The sequence below is a fragment of the Actinomadura gamaensis genome (genome assembly GCF_042652125.1).
Lineage (GTDB): Bacteria > Actinomycetota > Actinomycetes > Streptosporangiales > Streptosporangiaceae > Spirillospora > Spirillospora gamaensis.
This window is the reverse complement of record NZ_JBHSIT010000003.1, coordinates 127,296-149,714: the sequence shown is the minus strand read 5'-3', so window position 1 is coordinate 149,714 and position 22,419 is coordinate 127,296. Positions and strand designations below refer to the sequence as shown.

Genomic DNA, 22,419 nt, shown 5'->3' with positions numbered 1-22,419 from the left:
GGAACCGGGACAGAGTACCGACGATCTTCGTCGCGCCTGGGTGGATCCGGTGAAAATGACATGAAGCGGTCGTTCACGTCCTCCGCTGCCCGACTACCGCTCACGGCTCCTCCCGGCCCAGCGACGGGGTCAGGTTCGAGCGGTGTCCGGGGCGTCTGTCGGAGGGGTAGAGGGGCTGATGCGGGAGAGGAGGGAGCGGTAGCGTCTGGAATGTGACTGATGTGGTGGCGCGGACTGATCTGGGCGCGGTGCGCGGGGTTGAGGCGGACGGGCTCGCGGTCTTTCGGGGAGTGCCTTACGCGGCAGCTCCGGAGGGCGAACTGAGGTTTCGGCCGTCCGTTCCGGCGGAGGCTTGGGACGGCGTGCGGGACGCCACGCGATTCGGTACTCCCCCGCCGCAACTTTCGCCGTTGCCCACCACGCCGCCGGTCTGGCATCCCGGGGACGGGCTGGACTGTCTCAGCGTCAATGTGTGGACGCCCGACCTCGGCGGTGGCGGTTTGCCCGTCATGGTGTGGTTCTACGGCGGCGCGTGGCGGGTGGGGGCCAGCGTGATGCCGCATTACGACGCGGCGCGGATCGCCCAGGCGGGTGTGGTCGTCGTGACGTTCAACTACCGCACGGGGTTCGAGGGTTTCGGACACCTTCCCGGTGTTCCGGACAACCGCGGGCTGCATGACCAGATCGCCGCGCTGGAATGGGTGCAGCGCAACATCACGGCGTTCGGCGGCGACCCGGACCGGGTCACGGCGTTCGGGCAGTCGGCCGGGGCGGCGTCGATCACGCTGTTGATGGGCGTGCCCGCCGCGCGTGGCCTGTTCCGCCGGGCCATCGCGCACAGCGTTCCGGAGGGGTACATCGATCCGGACGAGGCGACCGAGATCACCGGGATCATCGCGGCGGCGGCCGGGGTCGAGGCGACGTGGGAGGGGTTCGCGGCGCTGCCGCCCGAGGCCGTCCTCGCCGCGCAGGACGCGGCGGTGGATCCGGTGACGCGGCCGGTCACGGCGTTCGCGCCGGTGATCGACGGTGAGCTGGTGACCGGGCCGCCGTGGGAGCAGGTCGCGGCCGGACGGGACGTCGAGCTGGTCTGCGGGTTCGTCCACGAGGAGTCGCGCGGGTTCCTGCCGTCCCCGGTGCCGCCTGAGCTCACCCCCGAAATGGTTTCGGGGTCGACGAAACTCGGCGCGGCCGGAGCCGGGCGGTATCGGGCCGCGTATCCGCAGGCCGGGGATGTGGAGCTGGCCGTGGGACTCCTCTCGGACGCCATGTTCCGGATGCCGACCACGCTCGTCGCGGAGGCGCACGCCGCGGCCGCCGGACGCACCTGGCTGTTCGACTTCACCTGGCGCAACCCGGCGGGTGGTTCCGGACACTCGATCGACGTGCCCTTCGTGTTCGGAATTCCGGATTCGCGCTTCGCGATTCGGCAACTGGGGTCCCCGGTGCCGGACGGGTTCGAGCCGCTGTCCGAGGCCGTCCGCAAGGCGTGGACGGCCTTCGCCGCGACCGGAGACCCCGGCTGGGCGCGCTATGAGACGTCCTCACGGATCGCCCGCGTGTGGGGCGACGCCATTACGGACGAGCCGCTCCCCGTGGCACCGTCCATCCCGATCTGGAAGGACGCTCTTAATCTCGGCTGACGTCTCGTCCGATCGCGGGGGCCGGGGAAAGACGAGACGGGGACGGGGACGGCGCGAGGTCACCCGACCGTGAGCTGGAGTCCCGAAGCGGCCCCGGCTCGGCCACGGAAGGCAGTCGTATCGCATTCAGATATCGCGGCTCGTGGCGGGTTGGTTGCACATGCTCAGGCTCTGCTGCGTCAACGGCGCTTGAGGGCCATGTCGAGACGCTGCCGGAACGGCTTGTAATCGTGATCCGGGAACCACTTCGGAAACAGCTCGAGCATCGTGCTGAGCCGCGTTGCCGTGCCGTCGTCGTTCCTGAGCGAGGTGCCGGCGAACAGGTACTGCCAGCCGAAGGTGCCCTTGGTGACGCGTAGGGCGTCCAGGTAGCCCCGATAGTCGAGATCCAGCTTGTAATAGCCGTCGCCGGTCTTGTCGAACCAGATCTCGGGCTCGGCGACACCCGCCTGGACTCTGAGGGCGGCGAGGTGTCCGGTGCCCCACTCGGGCGTTCCGTCGATGCCCCGTAGTTCGGACTGGAGTTGCTCTTCTTCAGGTGTCATGTTCGCCCAGAGTTCGAGCGGTCGGCGGTTCAGCACGGTGGTCTCGAGGGGCTCCATGCAGAACTCCCCGGCGATGAAGTGGTCCGCGCCTTCCGCGCTCTGCCAGGCGCTGCCGAGATACTCGAACCGCAGGTGGCAGTCGTAGAAGGACCGTCCCAGCGGCATGTCCGTGACGAACGAGACGGTGCCGACGCTGGTCTCGGCGTCCTCGATCTCGGGATCGATGTCCCGGTACTCGTTGAGGACCTCGATCTCGGGGCAGTTGTTCAGCTCGTCCAGGACGTCGATCCAGGTCTGTTCATAGCTGCTCAGATCGGTCATCGAGCGATGATAGGGGGTGAGGCGGAACGGCGCATCCGAACGCGAGAGGGATGCCGCCGACCGGGTGAGCGGAGTTCAGACGTCCAGAGGAAGGCGAACCGGCCGAACTAAGTGACAGGACACCCGACGGCTTCTTTTAGCGGACCTACTCGGCCGCATAGGCCCGGCGCGCTATTACGAGGTTGATATCGCGGTGTGTCTGGGCGTCCGCGGTCTCGCAGTGGCCCATGCTCAGGCCTCGAATTCGCACGGCGTCGGCTGCGTCATAAACGGACGGGAAGTCGTCCGGAGGTCAGATCCAGCCCATGTCTCGGGCGGCGCGGACGGCGGCCACACGGTTGGGTTCGTTCAGCTTCGTCATCGCCGTGGAGAGGTAGTTGCGGACCGTTCCCTCGGAGAGATGCAGGAGTTCCGCGATGCGTGCCGTCTCGGTGCCCGCGCCGATCAGACGGAGGATCTCGCGCTCGCGATCGGTGAGGGGGTTGTCGCCGGCGGCCATCGCGCTGGCGGCGAGTTCGGCGTCCAGGTAACGGCCGCCGCCGTGGACCTTGCGGATCGCGGCGGCGAGTTCGTCGGTCGGGGCGTCCTTCGCGACGAAGCCGCGCACGCCGGCGGCCATGGCTCGGCGCAGGTAGCCGGGCCGGGCGAAGCTGGTCAGGACGCAGACGGCGGAGCGCGCGCCGTCCTCGTGCAGGCGTTCGGCGACCGTCAGGCCATCCATTCCGGGCATGTCGATATCGAGGACGGTCACGTCCGGATCGTGGGCAGCGACCGCGGCCGCGACCTCGTCGCCCCGGCCGACCTCGGCGACGACTTCCAGGTCGGGTTCCAGTCCCAGCAGCGCCGCGACCGCGCCGCGGATGAGGTGCTCGTCGTCCGCGAGCAGGATCCTGATCACGACGCCCCCTGCGGCGCGCGGACCGATCCGTCCAGCGGAAGGACGGCGCGGAGGAGGAACCGGTCACGGCCGTCCGGTCCGGCGGACAGTTCCCCGCCGAGGACCGCCACGCGCTCGCCGAGCCCCGCCAACCCTGAGCCGGGTACGGGCTCGGCACCGGCCCGGACCCCGGATCCCGACCCGGATCCGGATTCGGGTCCCGACCCAGATCCGGACTCGGTTTCGGGTCCCGGCCCGGAGCCGCGGGAATCCGTGGCTGGTCCGCCCTCGGATGCTCCGCGTACGCCGGTCCTGAATGCTCCGCGGACGCCGTCGTTGGCCAGCTCCAGCACCACCGTGCCACCGTACCGGGTCAGGCCGATCGCGCAGGAGCGCGCGTCGCTGTGCTTGATCACGTTCGTCGCGCCCTCGCGGATCACCCAGGCCAGGACGGCGCGGACCTCGGGCGGCAGGTCGTCCGGAACGGGGCCGACCTCGCACCGGACGCCCGCCGTCTCCAGCACCGCCCGGACCCCGGCGAGCTCGGCGTCCAGCTCGATCGCGCGATACCCGCGGACCGCCGCGCGGACCTCGCGCAGCGCGTCCCGGGCCGTCCGCCGCACATCGGACATCTCGGCGCGGGCGCGCTCGGGATCGGATTCGGTCATCCGCATCGCGAGCTCGCTCTTGACCGCAATCAGCGACAGGCTGTGCCCGAGCAGGTCGTGGAGATCGCGGGAGAACCGGAGCCGCTCCTCCGACACCGCGACCCGCGCGAGCGCCTGCCGGACGGCGTGCGTCTCGACGTGCAGGTCCCAGATGCGGCGCTGGTACCGGTTCACGAACGCGACGACGCCCGCGGACCCGGCGAACGCCACGAAGGCGACGGGCGGCACCCACCAGCGCACCGGACGGTGCTCGGACAGCGACCAGCCCACGGTCGCGAACGCCACCTCGACCGCTCCGATCGCTAGGCAGAGCCAGACGATCGTCCGCAAGCGCATCGGTGACAGCACCACCGCCGCCAACCAGAAGTACGGAATCATGATTCCCAGCGGGTGGGCGACGATCAGCGGCGCCAGCAGCAGCGCCACCGCACCGCCCGCCAGGACGTCCCGGCGTTCGGCCCCGCCGTCCAGCCCGTCCCGGACGATCCGCATGTAGAACCAGAACAGGACGCCGAGCCCCGCGACGCCGAGCAGGAGCAACGGCATCGCGAGCCGGCCATCGCGATTCCCCAGGAACAGGCCGATGACGGTCGGACCGATGATCCCGGCGCCCGCGAGCAGGAATGAACGGTACGTGACCCGCCGATACCGCTCGAACCGCGCGGCAGCGCGTTGTTCCAGCTCAGCTGATGTGGTCACGTCCATGTGCGAAAACCTTACTTGTCGAGCTTTCCGTCAACGACGAACGTTCCGCGCGCCAAACGCTCAGCCCGCGCACGCAACGCTCAGCCCGCGCACGGAACGCTCAGCCCGCGCACGGAACGCTCAGCCTGCGCACGGACGCTCCCAGGGCGGCGCCAGGGCAGGGCCGCGGGGTGGACGGCGGCGGAGTCCCGGTGGCGCGGAGGTCAGGAGCGACGGGGTTCCCAGCGGAAGCGGCGTTCGGCCAGCCAGCGGCCCACGCCCGTCCAGACGGCGAGGATCGCGAAGGACGGAAGGCAGGCGATCCAGCCGCCGCCGATGCCGACGGTGGGCGCGACGCCGTGAGCGGTGAAGTCGCGTCCGAAGTAGCCGGTGCGGACGATCTCGACGACCGGTGTCAGCGGCAGCGCACGCAGGAGCTGCTGCACAATCTGGGGCAATTCACCGAGCGGGAACATCACTCCGGCTCCCGCCATGCAAGCGAACATGACCGGCAGGACGGTCAGCTGCGCCAGTTCGGCGTTCGGGGTGATCCCGGAGACGAGGAACGCGATCAATGCGAACACCACGACGCCCCAGGTCAGCCCGGCGAGCAGGAGAATCGGGTCGGCCGGGATCCGGCCGCCGAGCGCCGTGGCCAGGACGATGGCGAGTACCAGCACCTGCGCCGCGTACAGGACGGTCGCGGTCAAAACGCTCCCGCCGAGGATCTCCGCGTCGCTGAGCGCCGTGCCGCGCAGCCGCTTGAGCGTGCCGTCCTCACGGCGCGTGGTGAACACCGTCGCAAGGTTCATGAACACGGCGAAGAGCAGGAAGAACGCCAGATGGCCGGTGCCCTGGAGGAGCGCGGCGTCCACGCCCTGGATCCGCTGGCCGCGCATCGGGAACAGCATCCCGACGAACAGGAGCGGCAGGCCGATCGTGGTGAACAGGGCGGTCCGGTTCCGCCAGAGCAGGGTCGCGTCGAGACCCGCGACGCGGATCAGATGCTCCCTGCGAATGCCGGGGCGAGGCCACGGAGACCTTGCGAGGCGGCGGTCGCGGCGCGGTCCGGATTCGGTGATCATGACGGTGCTCCCGCCGTGCTGAGGAAGACGTCCTCCAGGGACGCGCTGTCGACGCGCAGGCCGGACAGCGTGAGGCCGCGTTCGTCCGCCCAGCGCAGCAGGCCGTAGACGCCGGCTTGCAGGTCGTCCGGCGGGAGGGTGTAGGTGGCGGTGGCGTGCCCGGCGTCCACCTCGATTCCGGCGGCGACCCCGCGCAGCAGCGGCAGGTCCGCGACCGGAAGCCCGGCCGGGACGCGGAACCGGACCCGGTCGCCGTGCCCTCCGACGACCTCCGCGACGGTGCCGGACGCCACGATCCGCCCCCGGTGCATGATCGCCAGGCGGTCGGCGAGCAGCTCGGCCTCCTCCAGGTAGTGCGTCGTGAGCAGGACGGTCAGGCCGTCCCGGACGAGCTCGGCGACCGTCCGGCGGGTGGCGTGCCGGGCCTCGGGATCCATGCCGGTGGTCGGCTCGTCCAGAAAGAGGATTTCGGGTCGGCCGGCGAGGGCGAGCGCGAGATCGAGGCGGCGCTTCTGCCCGCCGGAGAGCTGCCGTGTCCGCACCCGGGCCTGCTCGCGCAGCCCGGCCAGTTCGAGCAGTTCGTCGCGCGGACGCGGATCCGGGACGAACCCGCGCCAGTGGTCGATGGTCTCGGCCGTCGTCAGGTCGGCGAAGAACCCGCCCTCCTGCAGCATGATCCCGAGCCTCGGCCGGACGTCCCGGCGGTCCCGGTACGGGTCGCGGCCCAGCACCCGCACCTCCCCGGCGTGCGCGGCCCGATGCCCTTCGAGCGTCTCCATCGTGGTGGTCTTCCCGGCGCCGTTCGTGCCGAGCAGCGCGAACAGCTCCCCGTGCGCCACGTCGAACGACACGCCCGCCACGGCCTCGAACTCCCCGTACCGCTGCCGCAGCTCCCGGACGCGGACGGCCACCCCGTCCGCTGCTGTGATCTCCATGTTCCCAGGGTCGCGAGCGGCCGGTCCGGGCCGGTAGGCGCAGCCGTCACCGGTCCCGCGGGCGGACGTCAGGCGATCCGGATGACACGTGTCATATCCGCACGTCACGGAGGTCGCGCGGTTCCTTTCGGGCGGCGAGTCCGGGCCTTGGACTCGCCGGGCGTGGCACGTGACATGTCGGCGTGCGATCCGGGCAGAATGGGGGCATGCGCGTGGCTCTGTGTCAGATCGAAGTCGGGGACGATCCCAAGGAGAACCTGGACCGCGTCCTGGCGGCGATCGCCGAGGCCGCGTCCACACCCGGCGGCTGCGACCTCGCCGTCCTTCCGGAGGCCGCGCAGATCCGCTTCGGCAACGATCTCGCCGAGGCCGCCGAACCTGTGACCGGCCCGTGGGTCAGCGCCGTCCGCGACGCCGCGCGCGAACACCGGGTGAACGTCGTCGTCGGCGTCTTCGAACCCACGTCGGACGGACGCGTCTACAACACCGTCGTCGGCATCTCCGACACGGGCGAGATGGTCGGTTCCTACCGCAAACTGCATCTTTACGACGCATTCGGCGACCGCGAGTCCGAACGCGTCGCGCCCGGTGACCGGCCGGTCGTCATGGACCTGGCCGGCGCGCGCCTCGGCATCATCACCTGCTACGACGTCCGCTTCCCCGAACTGGCCCGGGCCCTGGTGGACGAGGGCGCCGACATCCTCGTCATCCCGGCCGCCTGGGCGCAGGGCGTCTTCAAGGAAGAACACTGGACGACCCTCGTGCGCGCGCGGGCCATCGAGAACACCGCGTGGGTCGTCGCCGTGGACAAAGCCCCCGACCGCACCCGACCCCCGCGCGGCCTCCCCGGCGGCGTCGGCCGAAGCAGCCTGATCGACCCTATGGGCACCGTCCTGGCCGACCTGGGGCCCTTTCCGACCGTCCGCGTCCTCGACCTGGACCCGTCCCTCACGTCCCGAGTCCGCGAGACGCTCCCGTCCCTCTCCCACCGCCGCCGCGACATCCTCTGACCGCCCGCCCCCGAACCTGGGAAAGCTGCCCCCGGCGCACCCGCCCGACATCGGCGAGCGCGCAACCGCCCTCGTCCCCCGACAGACATCCGCCAAGGTGCGCGGCATGGCGCGGGGGGTGCGGGGGTGGGGTGGCGGGTCGGCTAGGACGTTACCCAGGCGACGTGGTGGATGGAGGCGGGGTCGTCGGCCAGGTCGAGCATGGCGTTGGCGAGGTCGGCGCGGCGGATGGTGCGGGCGCGGGGTGGGGTGCGGTCCAGGCCCAGGCGGAAGGTGCCGCGCGGCGGGCCGTCCTGGAGGCGGGGCGGGCGGACGATGGTCCAGTCGATGTCGGTCGCGTTCTCCACCAGGTGGTCGGCCTGGAGCAGGTCCTTGTAGGGCTCGGCGAAGATGCGGCTGACCAGTGGCTTCACGAGGAGGCGGCTCAGCGTGTCGTCGCCGGGGTCGGGGTAGGGCGCGGTGGCGCTGATCACCAGTAGGCGGCGGGTTCCGGCGGCGCGCATGCCCTCGATGATGGACGTCGCGCTGTCGGTGCAGACGGTGGTCGGGGCGCGGCCGGTGCGGGTGCCGAGGCAGGACAGGACGGCGTCGCGGCCCTGGACGGCGGGCTCCACGGCCGCCGGGTCCATGACGTCCGCGACGAGGACGCCGGCACGGTCGCGGAGGTCGTCGGGAAGGCGCGAGGCGTCCCGGACGACGGCGGTGACCTGGTGACCTCGCTTGAGCGCCTCGCGGTAGGCGGCCGTCCCGGTGCCGCCGCTCGCCCCGAAGATCGTGAGCTTCATGTGATTCCCCCTGGGGTTAGTAAACGCTCACTCACCTCTAGAGTGGGTAAGCACTCACTCACCTGTCAAGGGGGTCCCCGAGAATGACGACCGCTCGCGAGCGCCTGCTCGACGCCCTCGCCGAGATCATGCGGACGCGCGGGCTCGCCGAGGCCACGACGAAGGAGATCGCCCGGGTCGCGGGCTGCTCCGAGGCGCTGCTGTACAAGCACTTCCGCGACAAGGAAGAGCTCATGCTGTGCGTCCTGCGCGAGCGGATGCCGCCGTTCACCCATCGACTCACTCCGGGCGACGGCACCGTCCCCGAGAACCTCGTCGCCACCGTGCACGGCGGGCTGCGTTTCTACCGGAGGGCCTTCCCGATGATGGCGGGGATGCTGGCCCAGCCTCGCGTCATGGCCGCGACCCGCGAATCCCTGGCCAAGTACGGCGCGGGTCCGCAGGAGCCGATCGCGCGTGTCGCCGCGTACCTGGACGCGGAGATCAAGCTCGGCCGCGTCCGCGCTGACGCGAACGCCTCGTCCGTCGCCGCGCTCCTCGTCGGCGCGACGTTCCAACAGGGCTTCCTGCTCTTCTTCACCTCCGGGCCGGAAGGCCCCGAACCGGCCGAGGAGGATGCCGCCCGCCTCGTCCGCCCGCTCCTTCCCGCCCTGCTCCCCAAGCCGCCAGGACGGGTCGACTAAGGCGCTTTCCCGCGAGTGGCGCGGCGAGCGCAACGGGTGGACGACTGCTTGAACTTGCTTTCGAAACGCCTGGTCAGAACCTTCGGGCGCGCCGGATGCACATGCGCGCCGGAGGCGGCCGGATCGAACACCGGCCGGCCGATTGCCGCGCATTCTGTCTGCTTAGATCGTCGGACGCTGAAACCAATTACCGAAGGGAGCATTGGGCCGGCGACCGGCGCATATCGGCCCGTCCTCGGAGGACAGCGATTCGCCGCAACCCTACGGCGCGAAGGCCTGTGAGCGGTCGTTACCGGACCCGGGGTTCTCGACGTCGAACCGGACGGTGCCTCGCTCTGCGGATGAGCGCGGGAGGGGCGGGGCGACGGGCTCGGCCGGTATGCGCGCTTGTCGTCCACTACCCGGCCTTGCGGTTACGGTGCGTGAAGGCTTCCGGAGCGTCCGGTACGTTCTTGCTGGTAAGAATGATTCCGTCGATCGAAAAGGGGGTTCGGCGCGACCTCGCTCCGTGACCTCGCTAGCCTCGTGCCGAGGACCGATGCGTCGTCCAGTGGAGGGAACCGGACGGAGATGGAGGCACCGTACGGCGAGTCCGACCGCTCCTCGCCCCCGCCGGGCCGGACGGGTACGCCTCGCAGGCCGACGCCCGACACCGTCCAGAATCCAGCGGTTCCGAAACAGCAGCACGGCTCCCCGAGGACCGACGCCTCGTCCTTCCGGAGGCCTTCGGCCGGTCCCGACAATCCGTCTTTCACGGACGCGCCGGCCCGCGCGGACGGTCCGCTCCCCCCGGTGCCACAGTCCCGGACGGAAGATTCGTCACGGACGGGCACGCCCCACCGAACGCGCAAACAATCGGACACGAACACGCCGACGTTCGAAAGCGCGATCGCTTCTTCGAATGTTCCTTACCCGGTCGCTCCCGCAGAAGCGGAGGCGAAGAGGGAGGCGGAAGGTCGGTCGATGTCGTTTCGGAACGACCTGCTCGTCGTCTGCGGTTTCGTGGCGGGCGAGGCGGCTCGGTACGGCGTGATCGGGAACCGCGCGGCGATGCTGGTGATCGCTGCGGGAGAGGTCGCCGGACGGCTCATCGAGTCTCATCCCGTGCGCTCCGGCGGCTTGGCGTCCGTCCACGTGTGGGCTCGGAACGGCGCGCTCCACTGCCGTTTCGAAGGCCCGAGCGGATGGTGCGCGTCGGAGGCTCCCAAGTCACGGCTCCGCGACCATGTGCAGGTCACCGCCGACGGCCCGACCGTCACGCTCACCCTCCCGCCCGCATCGAGCACCTGATCGAGCTTCGCCGAGCAGCGACGCGCGCCAGCGCACCCCGACGCGGCCGACGCGCGCAGCACGGCCAACGCGACTCGAAATGCCGCGCTCACACTTCACATTTCGTACCGGGCCGTGCCAGAGATCACAGGTTGCCGCCTTTGGTCTGGAGCCGTCTAGGAAAAAGTGTCGTCCTGAGAGTCTTCGCTTTTGCTGTAGCTTTCGCTGCAGGTCGCTCACCTGGTCGAAGCATGAGCGCTCCTGGGGCGCTGAACCACTCAGCGACGCCTCGGTTTCCAGCAGGGACCGACTGCGGAAACCGAGGCGGGAACGACCTGTCACGCGACTCAGCGAGGCAGTTGCGTTTTCACGACCTTGCCCATCGCATTCCGCGGAAGGCTTTCCACCAGATGGACGACGCGAGGGCGTTTGTGCGCAGAAAGATGCTCGGCCACGAAATCGGTCAGGTCCTTCTCGCGGACACCCTCGTCCGCGACGACGAAGGCGGTGACCTGTTCGCCCAAATCCTCGTGGGCGACGCCGATCACGGCGGCCTCACGGACGGACGGGTGCGCCAGCAGCGCGTTCTCCACCTCGCCCGCGCCGATCCGGTAGCCGCCGCTCTTGATCAGATCGGTGGACGCGCGCCCGACGATGCGGTGGCGGCCGTCCGGTGAGATGACCGCTATGTCGCCCGTCCGGAACCAGCCGTCCGCCGTGAACGACTCGGACGTGGCCTCCGGGCGTCCGAGATAGCCGTCGAAGACGGTCGGCGCCGAGACTTCGAGCTCGCCGGGCGTCTCGCCGTCGGACGGCACCGGAGCGCCGTCCTCGCCCACCAGGCGGGTACGGACGCCGGGCAGCGGAAAGCCGACCGAGCCCGGGACGCGCTCACCGTCCGCCCGAGCGCTCACGGTGATCAGGGTTTCGGTCATCCCGTACCGTTCGACCGGACGGTGGCCGGTCGACTCCGCGAGCCGCTCGAAGACGGGAACCGGCAGCGGCGCGCTCCCTGACACCAGGAGCCGCGCGCTGCGCAGGGCCGAAGCGGCCTCGGCGTCGCGGGTGATCCGTGACCACACCGTCGGCACGCCGAAGAACAGCGTTCCCCCGGCCCGTGCCGCGTCCGCGTAGGCCTGTGGCGTCGGACGTCCGGTGTGGACGAGCCGCGACCCGACCCGGAGCGGCCCCAGCACGCCCAGCACCAGTCCGTGCACGTGGAACAGCGGCAGGCCGTGCACGACGACATCGGACGACGTCCACTCCCACGCCTCGGCCAACGCGTCCAGCCCGGCGGCGACCGCCGCACGCGAGATCAGGACGCCCTTGGGCGCGCCGGTCGTCCCGCTCGTGTACAGGATGAACGCCGTCGATCCGGCGTCCGTTCCGGGGAGGGCCGAGGTGCGCTCGGTGCGCGCGACGTCCGCCCGACCAGGCGCTGCCGCGGAGCTGAGGCCCTCGGGATTCCCGGGCGGACGCAGCCGATCGACGGCGACGAGCGGCGGGACATCCGGCCCTTCGATGACGGTGTCGCTCGTGCCCAGCAGGTGCGTCGCGCCCGAATCGCGCAAGATGTGGGCACGCTCGTCCGGCCCGGAGTCCGGCGGCAGCGGCACCACCGGGATCCCGGCCGACAGCCCCGCCACGACCGCGACGATGGTCTCCAGCGAAGCGGTCGCGTGCACGGCGACGGCGCGCGCGTCCCGGATCTCCTCGGCGACGGCGACCGACCAGGCGTACAGCCCCGGGCGGGACAGAGTGCGTCCGGCCACGGTGATCGCCGGCTGTCCCAGTTGGTCCCGTCGAGGTCCGCCGAGCAGATCCAGCGGACGACCTGCACCGACTCGATCCTGCGCATCCGAAGAACGAGCAGCGCCAGACGAATTCGCCGCACTGGCTCGGTCCGGCGTGTCCGGTGGAGGAGTTTCGTTCGACGGTTCCAGCGGACCGCCTTCGGCAGGCGGTTCCGGTGAGTGGGGTTGGCCGGGCGGGTCCAGCGGGCCGTGTCCGCCGGAAAGGGCCTCTTCCGGGTTGCCGAGCGAGTCCTTCGGACGGGGGTCGCCGGGCAGGTCCATCGGGCGCGTCCCTTCGCTTCGGGCCGGGCCGGGAGGACGGGCGGAAGACGCGCGTCGACTCGGTCCGGAGAGGACGGAAACACCCGGCAAAGGGTGTCCCGCGATGCGGGATCATCCGGCATCTGCTGGAAGTATGCCGTCCGTGACGGACGACCCGACGACCTACCCGGCCCTGGCCGCGCGGTTGCGCGCGCTGCCTCCCTCGGCGGGCCCGGTGCGGCTCGTCGCCGTGGACGGGCCGAGCGGGTCCGGAAAGTCCACTTTCGCGCCGAGGCTCGCTGCGGCGCTCGGGGACGGCGTGCCGCTCATCCGGTCGGACGACTTCCGCGTGCCGTGGGACGCCGACCCGCTGACCTGGTGGCCGCCGTTCGAGCGGGACGTCCTCGCGCCGCTCGTCGCAGGAAACCCCGGCCATCTGCGCCGATATGACTGGCACCGCGACGAGTACGGGCCGTCCGAAAAGATCCCGCCCGCCGGGGCGCTGGTCGTCGAGGGCGTCGGCGCGGCCTGGCGCGGCTCGCCCGCCGCGTTCCGGATCTGGGTGGACGCGCCGCGCGACCTGCGTCGGGCCCGCGCCCTCCAGCGCGACGGCCTCGCCTACGCGGACGCCTGGGACGAATGGGCCGAAATCGAATACCGCCACTTCGCGTCCGACCGCACCCGGGATCGCGTCGACCTCTTCGTGGACGGGACGGCCGTCGCGGGTCCGGCCTTCCGCGCCACCGACGCGCCGACCCGGACGTGACGCGTACCGCGAGGCCGGAGGGCCGCAACCGGTGAGATCGGCCTCGACGGGCCACTAGGCTGACCGGGTCCGTATTCACATGAGCAGACGGGTGGAGCCAGCCGATGGCGCTTGAACGTCCCGAGATCGAATTCCCCGAGGGCCAGCCCCCGCAGAACCTGGAGATCACCGACATCAAGGTCGGGGACGGCGCGGAGGCCACGAAGGGCTCGACCGTCTCCGCGCACTACGTCGGCGTGTCCTTCTCGACCGGCGAGGAGTTCGACGCGTCCTGGAACCGCGGCGCCCCGTTCGACTTCCCGCTCGGCAAGGGCCGGGTCATCAAGGGCTGGGACATGGGCATCCAGGGCATGAAGGTCGGCGGCCGGCGCAAGCTGGTCATCCCGCCCCACCTGGCCTACGGCGACCGCAGCCCGTCCCCCGCGATCAAGCCGGGCGAGACCCTGATCTTCGTCGTGGACCTCGTCGGCGTGAGCTAGCCCGCCCCCTGAGGTCGAACGCCCCCCGCACGCCGGGCTAGAACGCCCCTCGGACGTCGAGGCCGGACGCCTTCCGTACGCCGGGGACGTACGTACGTCTCTCGGACGCCGGGAACGGACGCCTCTCGGACGCCGAGTTCGAACGCCCCCGTACGCCGGGGGACGGACGCCTTTCGGACGCCGAGGCCTGAGGCTCCCGGACGCCGGGAGTCCGAAGTTCCGCGCCCGAACCCACGTTAAGGCGGGCCGGAACTCGCGTGCGTGAGGCCGGAACTCAGCGAGCGCATGACCCTGATGCCTGCGCGCGGGGCTCGAACCTCACATCGCCAAGCCTTCCCCGCGCCCGGCGTCCGCGGGGCGCCGAGAGTGAGCCCCATGGATGCGAGGTCCGGAAGCTACGCGCGGGCAGGGGTCCGAAACCCCCTCGACAGGCGTTCCAACGGCGGGCAATCCCGGAGTGAAATCCTGCTTCGGGTGCCCGCCGTCGCCGTTTCCGGCACGGAATGCGTCGGTATCAGCCCTGCATGATCGAGGCCCGGGGGCTGACGAAGCGGTTCGGCGAGAAGACGGCGGTCGACCACGCGACGTTCACGGTGCGCCCCGGGCACGTGACCGGATTCCTCGGGCCGAACGGCGCGGGCAAGTCGACCACGATGCGCATGATCCTCGGCCTCGACCGGCCGTCCGACGGGACGGTCGCGGTCGCGGGCGTCCCCTACTCCGGGCTCGGCGCGCCGCTGCGCGAGGTCGGCGCGCTCCTCGACGCGAAGGCCGTGCACGGCGGGCGCAGCGCCTACAACCACCTGCGCTGCCTCGCGCGCAGCAACGGCATCCCGACCCGCCGCGTGGACGAGGTGCTGGAGCTGGTCGGCCTGCGCGCGGTCGCGAAGAAGCCCGCCAAGGGGTTCTCGCTCGGCATGGGGCAGCGGCTCGGCATCGCGGGCGCGCTGCTCGGCGACCCGGCCGTCCTCATGTTCGACGAGCCGGTGAACGGCCTGGACCCGGAAGGCATCCTGTGGATCCGCACGCTGATGCGGAGCCTGGCCCGGGAGGGCCGGACGGTGTTCGTGTCCAGCCACCTCATGTCGGAGATGGCGCTCACCGCCGACCACCTGGTCGTGATCGGACGCGGCAGGATCCTCGCCGACACGTCCGTCCAGGAGTTCATCGACACCAACGCGACGAGCCACGTGAAGGTCCGCTCCCCGCAGCTCGGCGAGCTCGGGCCGCTGCTCGCGCGGCACGACTGGCGCGTCGAGGTCGATTCGGACGGTTCGCTCCGCGTTCACGGCGCTTCCCCGGCGTCCGTCGGCGACGTCGCCGCCGACAACGGCATCCGCCTGCACGAACTCTCTCCCGTCCAGCCCTCGCTGGAGGAGGCGTTCATGCGCCTCACCGGCGACACCGTCGAGTACCACGCTGGCGGCGCGCCCGGCCATGTCCTCACGGACGCCGCTTCTTCGCCGTCCACCTCGTCCGGCGCCCCAGATCCCGACCCGCTGCCGCCGCCGTTTCCCGCGCCTCCGCCCCCGGACATGCCCTACGACTCCGAATCGGACGGGACGCACGCGTCCGATACGCGATCTGACGAACGTCCAGAATCCGGCCCGCCGCCCGCCGGACCGACCGGAATGTGGAACGGAGGACGACCATGACGGCGACCAGCGGGAAGACGGGCGCCACGCACCGTCCGGCCTCGTTCATCGACGCGGTCGCCGCCGAGTGGATCAAAATCCGCACCGTCCGCTCGACGTTCTGGACGCTGCTCGCCGGGATCGTCGTCACGATCGGGCTGAGCGTCCTGCTGGCCTCGTTCTTCGTGTCCACGTTCGACCGGCTGACCCCGCACGACCGGGCCCAGTTCGACCCGGCCGCCTACGGGCTGGTCGGGATCAACTTCGGGATGGTCGCGTTCGGGGTGCTCGGCGTGCTCGTCGTCACCGGCGAGTACGCGACCGGGATGATCCGGACATCGCTCACGGCCGTTCCGCGCCGTCCCCGCCTGCTGGCCGCGAAGGCGCTGGTGCTCGGCCTGGTGGTGCTCGTGGTCGGCGAGGTCGTGTCGTTCGCCGCGTACTTCCTCTCCCAGCTGATCTTCTCCGGGAAGCACCTCGACGAGGGCCTCGGTCACGACGGCGTGCTGCGCGCGGTGATCGGCGGCGGGCTCTACCTGACCCTCATCGCGCTGCTCGCCCTGGCGGTCGGGACGCTGCTGCGACACACAGCCGGATCGGTCACGACCGTCCTCGGCCTGCTGTTCGTCCTGCCGATCATCGGTTCGTTCCTCCCGGGCGACTTCGGCCGGACGATCCGCAAGCTACTGCCGTCCAACGCCGGCGGCGCCGTGATGGGCACCCGCCCGTCGGCGGACATGCTGTCCCCCTGGACCGGAATCGGCGTGTTCGCGCTGTACACGGTCATCCTGCTGGCCGCCGCTTTCGTGATCTTCCAATGGCGAGACGCCTGACCCTCCCCTTCACGGACCGCCTGGCCGGGGTGCCCCTTCCCCTTTCCGGCCCATGCCACGAAGCGACCATCGTGGTCGTCCGGTCAGGGACGCTTCCTGGGCACCCCTTCGAGTAGCAGCACGGTCCCCAAGGGAACGTCGGTGATCTGCGCCGCCCGCGTCCGTGCCCGTGCCCGTGCCCGTCTCCGTGTCGTTCGCGCATCGGCAGTTGTGTGCGCGAGCGTGTTCGGTCACTGAGCGGACGGCCTGCGGCCTCGGGCCGTAACCGAACGGGCCCCTGCCCTTGCCCAGCCACCGCTTCGAGGTCGGCGAACGTCCTGTTCGACTGCTCACCGCGAACATTTGGACGTGCGATCTCGCGGGCTGCGCGTTTGCGCGACTCCTGCACCTTTGTGCGGGCGAGGAGAGTTCGGACACAGGTGTGCAACGCGGGCGCGCGTCGATGTCTCAGTTGATGGGCGGACGTGATCAGATATGTCCGTTCTTGTTCGTCAGACAGCACGATCACGGGGGACGCGGGATGCGCGGGGGTGTGCCGAAGGGGTACACGGCGGTGGCGGCCGTGCTCGGAATCGCGGTCGGGATCTGGCCCGCCGCCTCGGCGTTGCCGTCCGGGGACGGCGGAGGCGCCGACACGCGAGCCGACCTGACGGCCGCGCTCGCGGATCACCAGTGGGAGCACCCGAAGCCCGGTTCCTGGAATCCGCCGAAGCCGTCCGCCGACGGCCTGCCGCCCGTGATCAGCAAGATCGACACCCAGGACCGCGTCGTGTTCCTGACGATCGACGACGGCTACGAGTACGACCCGGAGTTCGTCAACATCGTCCGGAACGAGAAGGTGCCGATCCTCACCTTCCTGACGACGACGTACGTCCGAGGGCACGGCCAGTACTTCTGGGCCCTGCGCAACGCGGGTTCGCGGATGGAGAACCACACCGTCACGCACCCCGACATGAAGACGCTGTCACCGGACGCCCAGCAGCGGCAGATCTGCCAGTCGTCCGACACCATCGCCACGCAGTACGGACGCCGCCCCGAGATCTTCCGACCGCCGTTCGGGTCGTACAACACCGCAACCAGGCAGGCCGCGAAGGCGTGCGGGATCAAGTCGATCCTCACCTGGACGGCCGAGTTCTACAACGGAACGACCGGCCCCGGCGTCGGTTTCAACGGATTCGCTCGCGGAGACGGCCTCGGCAAGGGCTTCCGCCCCGGCGACATCGTCCTGATGCACTACCGGAAGGGCCTGGCCGGAGAGTTCCGGATGCTCCTCGGATGGATCCGCCAGCAGGGCTTCCGCCCAGCCGCCGTCCAGAACTACATCCCCCGCTCCCTCGGCGGCGAAGCCCCCGACGCCCCCACCTCCTAACTCCCCCGCCACGCCACCTGCACAGGTGCCCGGCCGCGCTGCGTCCGCCTGCGCAGTCCCGAACCACTCCATACCACCTGCGCAGCTGCCTGGCCGCGCTGCGTCCTCCGCAGTGCCCGGCCGCGCTGCGTCCGCCTGGGCGGTTCGGAGCCGCGCCACGTTCTGCCGCGCTGTCCACCTGTGCAGCCTCACCCGCAGCGCTTCCTCGTCCCCTCCGCGGCGCTCCTGCGCCTCTATCGTTTGCTCGCTTCGCTCAACTCACGCGCGTCCGATCGCGTTCGAGCACGGCGTGACCAACTGATCATGACCGATGGACGGTGTCCAACGCGCTGGGGCGGGGCGTCGGGGCGGAGTGGCCGAGCGAGTGAACGCGGCGTTGAACAATGCGCAGGTAGTGCCGCTTATCCGGACGATTCGCGATTGCGCTGAGCGGGTGCGTGGAGGAGCACTAGGGTTCACACGCTGGCGGGGTTGAGGTCCCCCGCTCCCCGAGACAACCCCGCCAGCGCTCAGCTATTCGACGGTCCGGCGGACGTCGCCGCCGATCTCCGTCTCCATCGGGGCGATCAGGCCGCCGCCCGTGTCGGCCGGCGAGCGGCGCTTCACCACCGCGTTCAGCACGTGGTAACCCAGCAGCAGCACGACCGTGCCGAGCGCGATGCCCTGCAGCGGGAAGTCGTCAGTGATCTTCAGCGTCACGTTGCCGATGGCGAGGATCAGTCCGGCGGCGACCGGGACGAGGTTGACCGGGTCGGCGAAGTCCACCCGGTTCTCGACCCAGATCTTCGCGCCGAGCAGGCCGATCATCCCGTACAGGACGACCGTGATGCCGCCGAGCACGCCGCCCGGGATCGCCGCGACCAGCGCGCCGAACTTCGGGACGAACCCGACCGCGATCGCCACGACGGCGGCGACCCAGTAGGCGGCCGTCGAGTAGATGCGCGTCGCGGCCATGACGCCGATGTTCTCCGAGTAGGTCGTCGTCGGCGCGCCGCCGGCCGCCGTCGCGAGGGCGGTGGTGAAGCCGTCGGCGGCGAGGGCGCGGCCGAGGTAGGGGTCCAGGTCGTCCCCGGTCATGGCGGCGACGGCCTTCACATGGCCGGTGTTCTCGGCGATCAGCGCGATCACCACGGGCAGCGCCAGCAGGATCGCGGACATCTTGAAGTTCGGGCCGTGCAGGTGCGGCAGGCCGAGCCAGTCGGCCGACTTCACCGCCGAGAGGTCCACGCGGTCGTGCGGGAAGGCGGTCGCGATGCAGTACGGGCCCTCCTTCGGGCACGGGTGGCCCGCCGCGTCCAGCAGGTGCTTGCCCGACTGGACGGAGGTGACCTTGCCCGCCGTCTTGTCCAGCACCCACGACAGCGCGAACCCGAACACGAGCGCGAGCAGAACGTTGATCCGTGCCCAGAAACCGCGCAGAAGAACAGCACTGAGCACGGCGAACGCCATGGTCGCGACGGCCACCCACTGGTCCTGCGGCCAGTAGGCGTTCGCGACGACGGGCGCGAGGTTGAAACCGATCAGCACGACCACCGCGCCCGTCACCACCGGCGGCAGGACGGCGTGCAGCACGTTCGGCCCGAGGAAGTGGATCACCAGCCCGACCGCGAGCAGCGCCACGCCGACCCAGAGGATCGCGCCCGTGACCGTCCCCGAGTCCCCGCCCGCCGCGCGGATCGCCGCCGCGACCCCGACGAACGACGCGCTCGATCCCAGGTAGGACGGCACCTTCCCGCTCGTGATGAGCAGGAACAGGATGGTGGCGATGCCGGACATCATGATCGCCAGGTTGGGGTCCAGCCCCATGAGCACGGGGAACACGAACGTGGCACCGAACATCGCCACCACGTGCTGGGCCCCGATGCCCGCGGTGCGCGGCCAGGACAGCCGCTCGTCCGGGCGGACGACCTCTCCCGGCGGCGGCGTCTTCCCGTCGCCGTGCACCTTCCAGCCGAACACCATCCAGAACTCCTGAAATTCTCGTTTACGCTACGTGAACGAGAATGCCGCAGCGAGCCCGGCCGCGCACCACCGGGGGTGGCGCAGCGGCCGGGGCCCGCGCGCGGCCGCTAGATTCCCCGCATCCGCAGGACGTGCAGGGCCAGCGTCAGGTTCAGGCGAAGGTGGGCGTCCTCGGTGAACGGTCCGAGCAGCCGCTCCAGCTTTCCGATGCGGTAACGCAGCGTGTTGTAGTGGAAGTGGAGCCGCCGGGCGGTCTCGGCCACGTTGAGGTTGGTCTCCAGGAGCACCTGGAGCGTCCGGCGCAGGTCCACCAGCTCCGGCTCGTCGTCGGCGGCCAGGTCACCGAGCGTCTCACGGACGAACGCGTGCAACTCCTCCGGATCCGGGACGAGGCTGAGCAACCGGTACACCCCGAGCTGGTCGAAGTGCGCCCGCGCGCCGTCGCCGTGCAACTGCCGCCCGACCCGGACGGACTTCAGCGCCTGCTCGTACGCCTCCGGCAGCCGGGACGGCGACATGACCGTCCGGCTGATGCCGGTCGAGAACGTCCGGCGGACGGACGAGTGCTCGGCGAACAGCGCGGTGGCCTCCTTGACCAGGGTGTGGACCGGTCCACCGTCCATGTCCGGGTCGTCCCCGTCCGCGCCGACCACGGCGACCACCTCGTGCGCGAAGCTCGCCACGGCCGCGCCCCGGTCATGCCGCCGCACCGCCGCGGCCCACGCCGCCGCGAGCCGTTCCTGGGCCGCCCGCTCCTCGGCCCCCCGCCCGCCGCGAACCCCGCCGCCGCTGGGCCGACCGGCCCCGCGCGCGCCGGACACCCCTCGACGGCCAGCTCCCTCCGCAGTCCCGCGCCCGGCCGCGCCCATCTCGCCAACACCACGTCCCGAGCCGGCCACCTCGGCCCCGCCCCGGCCCGGGCCGCCCGCATCGCCTGCGCCACGGCCCGAATCACCTGCGCCACGTGCGGGAATGTTCACATCGCCCATGCCGCGGACGGGACCGCCTGCGCCGCTCGCGCCATAGCTCGCGCCACCCGCGTCACCTGGATGTCCAGGATTGTCGGCGTCACTGGGACGTCCTAGAGCGCTTGCTTCGGCGGGGCGGCGGCCTGCGCGTCCTGCGTCGTCGTGCGTGCCATTCGCAGCTCTGCTGGTCTGCGCCGAGGCAGGCGCTTCGGTTGCCTTGTGCGTCGGCTGTCCGGTTTCGATTGCCTCGGCCGAACGAGCAGACGTGTTCGTGTCGTTCGCTCGTCCCTTCGCGGTCCGTCCCGCCAGCTCGGCCGCGCTTTCGTTTGTTTCGGAAGCTGCCGGGATGTTCGTTTCCAGCGCGGTACGAGCGATCGTGTTCGGTTCTTCGTCGGCCCGTCCTCGAACAGTAGATGCGCGCCGCACCGTGCCGCCCGTGACCTCCACGGGGACACGGGTGTCCGATGTGTAGACGGCGGCCGACGCGTCGCTCGCCGAGGTCAGATCGGCGTAGGCGTCCACGCGGGCCATCTCTGAAGCAGCGGGCACCTCGCCAAGAGCCGCGCGCGCGGCGTCGGGTTTTCGGGACGTTCCCGGACGCGGCGTCACGGCGGACGCGAGGTCCGAGTGCAGCTCAGGCTTCGCCGGCGCCGAACGGGCACGCGCGCGCGGATCGCCCGAGACCGGACGCGTCGGACGTCCCTGCGACGCCTGCTCAGGTTCGGCCGGGCGCGGGCGTCCGTCCAGCTCAGCGACGATGACCAGGACCGGACGGTCGAGGTCCCAGCCGAAGCCGGAGCAGTGCGCGATGACGCGGTCGTCGTCTCCGGCGCGTCCGGCCAGGATGTCGCGGAGGAAGTCGGCGCGGTACTTGCTCTCGACGGCGGCGACGGCCTGCTGCTTGGTCAGCACGAGCGCGGCGACGGTCGCGGCGCGTTCCAGTATGCCGAGCGCGCCTTCGCCGAGCGCGCCGTCCGGACGGTGCGCGATCAGTCGGCCGTGGTCGAAGCCGCCCGCGACGACCGGGACGACCACGTGGTCACCCTCGGCGACGATCGCCGCGTCCCCGCGCAGGGCGACCGCGCGGACGGCCCTGACCTGCTCTTCCGTCCCGGAGGCCGCCAGGACGCGGCGCTCGCCGTCCAGGACGGCGACGACCGCGCCGAGGTGCGCGGCGACCTCGTCCACCACCTCGCGCAGTCCACCGCCGCACAGGACGGTCTGCACGAGCGCGCGGTGCACCTCCTCGGTGCGGGCGAGGACGGCGGCCTGCCGGTTCAGGATGTCGGTCAGGACCTGGTTCAGGACGTCGTCGAACGCGACGTCGGCGGGGAGCAGGATCAGCGGGAAGCCGCGCCGGTCGGCCTGCTCGATCATCTCCGGCGGCGGCTCGGCCAGGTAGCGGCCGGGCTTGATCGCGAGCGCCGCGACGCCGCGCTCGTCCAGCCCGCCGACCAGGTCCGGGAGGCCGCCCGGGGTGCCGCGCAGCGGGTACCCGGTGGTCAGCAGCAGCTCGTTCGGCTTGACCCACGGCAGGATGTCGGGGACTTCCATCACGTTCAGCCGCTGGACGACGCGGCCGAGTCCGGCGCGTCCGGCGATGAGCCGCGCGCCGCGCAGAGCGGAGACTTCGAGGACCTCGCCGACCGGCAGGCCACGGGTGAGGGTGCCGGTACTCGCGAAACGGTGGGCCGGTGGGCCCGCCTCCACGCGGATGTCACTCATGCCAGGGGTCACCTCGCCTTTGGTGCGTCGATCGCCGGATGAGGCGCGATCGCTACCGTTTTCGCGATCAACCCTGACAACAAAGACGAACCATGACAAGCAGTCTTGGCAGCTTTTCCCATAC

At 70.9% G+C, this 22,419-nt stretch carries 18 protein-coding genes; 9 read left to right on the top strand and 9 right to left on the bottom strand.

Going from position 1 to position 22,419, the window contains the following annotated elements:
• Positions 1–212 precede the first annotated feature (212 nt).
• Positions 213–1,643, top strand: a complete 1,431-nt coding sequence (locus ACFPCY_RS11135; RefSeq protein ID WP_378254024.1) for a carboxylesterase/lipase family protein — start codon at positions 213–215, stop codon at positions 1,641–1,643.
• Positions 1,644–1,822: 179 nt separating this feature from the next.
• Here ACFPCY_RS11135 and ACFPCY_RS11130 read toward each other — a convergent pair whose 3' ends face one another.
• The 5 genes from ACFPCY_RS11130 to ACFPCY_RS11110 all read right to left on the bottom strand — a co-directional run bounded on the left by ACFPCY_RS11130 (position 1,823) and on the right by ACFPCY_RS11110 (position 6,758).
• Positions 1,823–2,509: a hypothetical protein gene (locus ACFPCY_RS11130; RefSeq protein WP_378254022.1), complete on the bottom strand. Its 687-nt coding sequence runs from the start codon at positions 2,507–2,509 to the stop codon at positions 1,823–1,825.
• Positions 2,510–2,801: 292 nt separating this feature from the next.
• Complete coding sequence (locus tag ACFPCY_RS11125; protein WP_378254020.1) at positions 2,802–3,407, bottom strand: response regulator transcription factor; 606 nt, start codon at positions 3,405–3,407, stop codon at positions 2,802–2,804.
• Positions 3,404–4,753 (bottom strand): sensor histidine kinase, encoded by a 1,350-nt coding sequence (locus ACFPCY_RS11120; RefSeq protein ID WP_378254018.1) that lies wholly within the window; start codon positions 4,751–4,753, stop codon positions 3,404–3,406. Before ACFPCY_RS11120 ends, ACFPCY_RS11125 begins: the two co-directional genes overlap by 4 nt.
• Positions 4,754–4,962: 209 nt before the next feature.
• Positions 4,963–5,823 (bottom strand): ABC transporter permease, encoded by an 861-nt coding sequence (locus ACFPCY_RS11115; RefSeq protein WP_378254016.1) that lies wholly within the window; start codon positions 5,821–5,823, stop codon positions 4,963–4,965.
• Complete coding sequence (locus tag ACFPCY_RS11110; RefSeq protein ID WP_378254014.1) at positions 5,820–6,758, bottom strand: ABC transporter ATP-binding protein; 939 nt, start codon at positions 6,756–6,758, stop codon at positions 5,820–5,822. Before ACFPCY_RS11110 ends, ACFPCY_RS11115 begins: the two co-directional genes overlap by 4 nt.
• A 206-nt stretch (positions 6,759–6,964) precedes the next feature.
• Here ACFPCY_RS11110 and ACFPCY_RS11105 point away from each other — a divergent pair, with 206 nt between their 5' ends.
• Entirely contained in the window at positions 6,965–7,768 is an 804-nt protein-coding gene (locus ACFPCY_RS11105) for a carbon-nitrogen hydrolase family protein (RefSeq protein ID WP_378254012.1), read from the top strand.
• A 143-nt stretch (positions 7,769–7,911) separates the two neighbouring features.
• Here ACFPCY_RS11105 and ACFPCY_RS11100 read toward each other — a convergent pair whose 3' ends face one another.
• On the bottom strand, positions 7,912–8,553 hold the full coding sequence (locus ACFPCY_RS11100) for an NAD(P)-dependent oxidoreductase (protein ID WP_378254011.1): 642 nt from the start codon (positions 8,551–8,553) through the stop codon (positions 7,912–7,914).
• 83 nt (positions 8,554–8,636) lie between these two features.
• Between ACFPCY_RS11100 and ACFPCY_RS11095 the strand changes: the two genes are divergently transcribed.
• Together ACFPCY_RS11095 and ACFPCY_RS11090 are read left to right on the top strand one after the other, a co-directional pair.
• Positions 8,637–9,236, top strand: a complete 600-nt coding sequence (locus tag ACFPCY_RS11095) for a TetR/AcrR family transcriptional regulator (protein ID WP_378254009.1) — start codon at positions 8,637–8,639, stop codon at positions 9,234–9,236.
• A 963-nt stretch (positions 9,237–10,199) separates the two neighbouring features.
• Positions 10,200–10,526: a hypothetical protein gene (locus ACFPCY_RS11090; RefSeq protein ID WP_378254007.1), complete on the top strand. Its 327-nt coding sequence runs from the start codon at positions 10,200–10,202 to the stop codon at positions 10,524–10,526.
• Between the two features lie 326 nt (positions 10,527–10,852).
• Here ACFPCY_RS11090 and ACFPCY_RS11085 read toward each other — a convergent pair whose 3' ends face one another.
• Positions 10,853–12,325 (bottom strand): acyl-CoA synthetase, encoded by a 1,473-nt coding sequence (locus tag ACFPCY_RS11085; protein ID WP_417281563.1) that lies wholly within the window; start codon positions 12,323–12,325, stop codon positions 10,853–10,855.
• Between the two features lie 388 nt (positions 12,326–12,713).
• Here ACFPCY_RS11085 and ACFPCY_RS11080 point away from each other — a divergent pair, with 388 nt between their 5' ends.
• From ACFPCY_RS11080 to ACFPCY_RS11060, 5 genes are all read left to right on the top strand, one after another.
• A complete protein-coding gene (locus ACFPCY_RS11080; protein ID WP_378254005.1) occupies positions 12,714–13,325 on the top strand; it encodes a uridine kinase family protein in 612 nt (203 codons plus the stop codon).
• A gap of 104 nt (positions 13,326–13,429) precedes the next feature.
• Positions 13,430–13,804, top strand: coding sequence for an FKBP-type peptidyl-prolyl cis-trans isomerase (locus ACFPCY_RS11075; protein ID WP_378254003.1), 375 nt, complete (start codon positions 13,430–13,432; stop codon positions 13,802–13,804).
• A gap of 524 nt (positions 13,805–14,328) precedes the next feature.
• A complete protein-coding gene (locus ACFPCY_RS11070) occupies positions 14,329–15,459 on the top strand; it encodes an ABC transporter ATP-binding protein (protein ID WP_465251218.1) in 1,131 nt (376 codons plus the stop codon).
• The gene (locus tag ACFPCY_RS11065) at positions 15,456–16,271 is read left to right on the top strand and encodes an ABC transporter permease (protein WP_378254001.1); all 816 of its coding nucleotides are present in this window, start codon (positions 15,456–15,458) and stop codon (positions 16,269–16,271) included. The genes ACFPCY_RS11070 and ACFPCY_RS11065 overlap by 4 nt, the downstream gene beginning before the upstream one ends.
• Positions 16,272–16,791: 520 nt before the next feature.
• The gene (locus ACFPCY_RS11060) at positions 16,792–17,640 is read left to right on the top strand and encodes a polysaccharide deacetylase family protein (protein WP_378253999.1); all 849 of its coding nucleotides are present in this window, start codon (positions 16,792–16,794) and stop codon (positions 17,638–17,640) included.
• Between the two features lie 513 nt (positions 17,641–18,153).
• Here ACFPCY_RS11060 and ACFPCY_RS11055 read toward each other — a convergent pair.
• Together ACFPCY_RS11055 and ACFPCY_RS43095 are read right to left on the bottom strand one after the other, a co-directional pair.
• Positions 18,154–19,602 (bottom strand): uracil-xanthine permease family protein, encoded by a 1,449-nt coding sequence (locus ACFPCY_RS11055; RefSeq protein ID WP_378253997.1) that lies wholly within the window; start codon positions 19,600–19,602, stop codon positions 18,154–18,156.
• Between the two features lie 107 nt (positions 19,603–19,709).
• A complete protein-coding gene (locus ACFPCY_RS43095) occupies positions 19,710–22,295 on the bottom strand; it encodes a PucR family transcriptional regulator ligand-binding domain-containing protein (RefSeq protein WP_417281562.1) in 2,586 nt (861 codons plus the stop codon).
• Positions 22,296–22,419: the final 124 nt, after the last annotated feature.

Excerpts from the sequence above, each read along its gene's own strand:
- ACFPCY_RS11130 (WP_378254022.1), bottom strand. The coding sequence starts at position 2,509 with ATGACCGATCTGAGCAGCTATGAACAGACCTGGATCGACGTCCTGGAC.
- ACFPCY_RS11115 (WP_378254016.1), bottom strand. The coding sequence starts at position 5,823 with ATGATCACCGAATCCGGACCGCGCCGCGACCGCCGCCTCGCAAGGTCT.
- ACFPCY_RS11110 (WP_378254014.1), bottom strand. The coding sequence starts at position 6,758 with ATGGAGATCACAGCAGCGGACGGGGTGGCCGTCCGCGTCCGGGAGCTG.
- ACFPCY_RS11105 (WP_378254012.1), top strand. The coding sequence starts at position 6,965 with ATGCGCGTGGCTCTGTGTCAGATCGAAGTCGGGGACGATCCCAAGGAG.
- ACFPCY_RS11100 (WP_378254011.1), bottom strand. The coding sequence starts at position 8,553 with ATGAAGCTCACGATCTTCGGGGCGAGCGGCGGCACCGGGACGGCCGCC.
- ACFPCY_RS11095 (WP_378254009.1), top strand. The coding sequence starts at position 8,637 with ATGACGACCGCTCGCGAGCGCCTGCTCGACGCCCTCGCCGAGATCATG.
- ACFPCY_RS11090 (WP_378254007.1), top strand. The coding sequence starts at position 10,200 with ATGTCGTTTCGGAACGACCTGCTCGTCGTCTGCGGTTTCGTGGCGGGC.
- ACFPCY_RS11080 (WP_378254005.1), top strand. The coding sequence starts at position 12,714 with ATGCCGTCCGTGACGGACGACCCGACGACCTACCCGGCCCTGGCCGCG.
- ACFPCY_RS11075 (WP_378254003.1), top strand. The coding sequence starts at position 13,430 with ATGGCGCTTGAACGTCCCGAGATCGAATTCCCCGAGGGCCAGCCCCCG.
- ACFPCY_RS11070 (WP_465251218.1), top strand. The coding sequence starts at position 14,329 with ATGATCGAGGCCCGGGGGCTGACGAAGCGGTTCGGCGAGAAGACGGCG.
- ACFPCY_RS11065 (WP_378254001.1), top strand. The coding sequence starts at position 15,456 with ATGACGGCGACCAGCGGGAAGACGGGCGCCACGCACCGTCCGGCCTCG.
- ACFPCY_RS11060 (WP_378253999.1), top strand. The coding sequence starts at position 16,792 with ATGCGCGGGGGTGTGCCGAAGGGGTACACGGCGGTGGCGGCCGTGCTC.
- ACFPCY_RS11055 (WP_378253997.1), bottom strand. The coding sequence starts at position 19,602 with ATGGTGTTCGGCTGGAAGGTGCACGGCGACGGGAAGACGCCGCCGCCG.
- ACFPCY_RS43095 (WP_417281562.1), bottom strand. The coding sequence starts at position 22,295 with ATGAGTGACATCCGCGTGGAGGCGGGCCCACCGGCCCACCGTTTCGCG.